Source organism: Pleomorphochaeta sp. (assembly GCF_050031695.1).
Taxonomy (GTDB): domain Bacteria; phylum Spirochaetota; class Spirochaetia; order Sphaerochaetales; family Sphaerochaetaceae; genus Pleomorphochaeta.
Genome location: NZ_JBNAIC010000070.1, coordinates 1 through 2,677, shown reverse-complemented (window position 1 = coordinate 2,677; position 2,677 = coordinate 1). Strand labels below are relative to the sequence as shown.

The following is a 2,677-nucleotide window of genomic DNA, read 5'->3' as shown; positions in this document are numbered from 1 at the left end:
GAAACAATTATACTAAAGAAGATTTAGTATTAGTAATTTCAGCATTGAAAGAAGTTAATAATGTTAATTAACTTTAGTGAATATGAATATTATATTATCTGTGGAAAAACAGATATGAGATGTGGATCTTTCTCTTTATCTGTCTCCATCAATCGCCTTTAATCTATATAATTTAATTAATCAATACCAATAACTCCATTGAATATGGAGTTATTGAATCGATAGGTTATAATTTTTTGATTAAAACTTTTTTTGTTTAATAGACATTGTCTTAATTGCCAGCTCAGATTTGATTTTTTGATCTAAATTCCAAGGTAATAAATTCTGATAATTTGCTTCGGAGGCTAATGAATCTCTCATAAGAGAAACACTTTCTAATAAATATTTCATATATTTTTCTAAATCTAAATCATTTAAATTTGCAGTTTGAATGATAGTCTGGATAGTAGCCATTGCTTTTGCTCCGGCTGGACTTCCTGCAAATAATGTATTGCTTCTAATTCTTGAAAAGCTTTTAATTGTCCTTTCGACGATTCCGTTATCAGGTGTTAATTCAACTGCTTCCAAATATACAGGGAACAATTCTTTGTGTTTAAGATAATAATCTAATCCATCTAAAATCGTGTCCATCAAACGATCGACATCCTAAACAAAAGAAACTGAATATAGTAGCTTAAGCATGGAGGCGTCCATGAAGAAAAAGAAAAAATATACTAAATATGAGAAGCTGCATTTTCTACATGACTATAAAGAATCAGGATTAAGTTTAAATGAATATTGTACTAGAAATAAGATTAACTATTATGAAATGAGAGCTTGGTTAGTAAATTATAAAAATAAAATTAAAGATGCTGGTAGTATTATCGATACTAGAGTTAATAATCCTAATTTAAGTAATTATAAAGCAAAACAAAAAATAAATGATGATTCTAAAAAATTATCCCGGACAGTAATATTAAATGTCCACCCTATTAGAGTAGAAAAAAATAGAAAAACCACTGATCTTCTGTTAAGATTGTAAGTAACTACACATACAATAGGAGAAAACCAATGGCTCAAAATTATAATAGCACAACTCATATATGTTTAGGAAGTCATTTTACTTGGGATGAAAGAATTAGATTAGAATATTTTTTAGCAGGTAAGAATAAATATCCAAAAATCACTAATAGAGAAGAATTAGCTAAGATATTTAATAAAAGTTCAAGAACTATTAGTAGAGAAATCAAAAGAGGAACTGTCGTTCATATTAGAAGTGAAATACCATTTGAAGTAAAAGAATATAATGCTTTATTTGCTCAAAATGATGCCAATTATAAGAGTGAATCAAAAGGACCTGGATTAAAAATTGAAAAAGATTATGAACTATTAAATGAGTTAAAGCTATTAATAGTGGATAAACAATATAGTCCCTATGCAGCAAAAGCTTATTTAGATAAAAAAGGATGGCCAACTGGTTTAAGATTATGTGAAAAGACAATATATAATTATATTAATAATGATTATTTGCCAGATATAACGATAGATAATTTATTGTATAAAGGAAAGCGAAGAAAGCCTACAAAAGGTCCTAGTAAGCATTCTAGGGCATATGCAGCAGAACATAGCATTAGTAAACGGCCTAAAGAAGTTAATGATAAAACCACATTTGGACATTGGGAAGGAGACAGTGTGGTTGGACCAAGAGGTAATGGATCTACTAGTCTTTTTACTTGTACTGAGAGAGTTACAAAGCTAGAAATAATTAGGAAAACGTCTAGTAGAAAACAAGAAGAAGTTGTAACAGTATTTGATAAATTAGAAAGAGCTTCAGGGTCTGGAAAGTTTAAAGAATTGATTAAGAGTTGTACCTTCGATAATGGAGTAGAATTTTCTTTTGGAGATGGAATAATAAAATCAGTTCTAACAAAAGGAAAAAGGTTTGATATTTATTATGCACATCCCTATAGTTCATATGAGAGAGGATTGAATGAAAATCATAATGGAATAATAAGAAGATTTATTCCAAAAGGAACTGATATTACATCAATCCCTGCTAAAAGGATAAGAGAAATCCAAGACTGGATGAACAACTATCCTAGAAAAAGCTTAGGTGGATTAACACCTATTGAAAAATATAGAGAAATTTATGGGGAAAAGAACAATCTTCCTTCATATATCGCAACAAAGGAAGAATAGTGGACATTTTACTTTACACTAGAGGATTCTAAAAAATTATTTAGATTAGAACAAGATAATGGTATGGTTTGTTTTACTATACCAGAGAAGAAAAAAGCTGTTTTAATTAAAAGTGAAAAAAATATTGCTGTACCTAAAGTAAAACAAACTTCAAATAAACCTATTGAAGATATGTTTAACTTTAGAGAAAATATAAATAAATGTTGCATAGGCTTATTAGATTTACAATTTAATAAAGCCAATGCTGATTTAGTAGAAAGACTAATGGAGGTGTTAAAGTAATATGGCACTTCCTTTTGATAAAGATTTAGCAGGAAAAAAAGTATATTTAAAAGTAGGAGCTACAGATTTTAGAAGAGGAATAAAAGGCTTAATATCATTAGTTGAAGGATCATTAAAAATCCAAATGGATGAAAAAAGTATGTTTATATTCTGTTCAAGAAATCAAAAGCAAATCAAGATAATATATATAGAAGGAGCAGGGGCATATATGATACAA

5 protein-coding genes are annotated in these 2,677 nt (G+C 28.5%); 4 read left to right on the top strand and 1 reads right to left on the bottom strand.

Annotated elements, in window-relative coordinates; genetic code table 11:
• Window positions 1-240: 240 nt before the first annotated feature.
• Window positions 241-630 carry an IS66 family transposase gene (locus tag ACPKM0_RS12015; RefSeq protein ID WP_472476266.1) on the bottom strand — a complete coding sequence of 130 codons (390 nt, stop codon included), beginning with the start codon at window positions 628-630 and terminating at the stop codon, window positions 241-243.
• Between the two features lie 61 nt (window positions 631-691).
• Between ACPKM0_RS12015 and ACPKM0_RS12010 the strand changes: the two genes are divergently transcribed.
• The 4 genes from ACPKM0_RS12010 to tnpB form a co-directional block, all read left to right on the top strand.
• A complete protein-coding gene (locus ACPKM0_RS12010; protein ID WP_472476264.1) occupies window positions 692-1,021 on the top strand; it encodes a transposase in 330 nt (109 codons plus the stop codon).
• 29 nt (window positions 1,022-1,050) lie between these two features.
• On the top strand, window positions 1,051-2,178 hold the full coding sequence (locus ACPKM0_RS12005) for an IS30 family transposase (protein ID WP_472476262.1): 1,128 nt from the start codon (window positions 1,051-1,053) through the stop codon (window positions 2,176-2,178).
• 63 nt (window positions 2,179-2,241) lie between these two features.
• Entirely contained in the window at window positions 2,242-2,460 is a 219-nt protein-coding gene (locus tag ACPKM0_RS12000) for a hypothetical protein (RefSeq protein ID WP_472476260.1), read from the top strand.
• Between the two features lies 1 nt (window position 2,461).
• Window positions 2,462-2,677 (top strand): IS66 family insertion sequence element accessory protein TnpB (tnpB, locus tag ACPKM0_RS11995; RefSeq protein ID WP_472476258.1); only part of this gene is annotated, 216 nt, incomplete at its 3' end.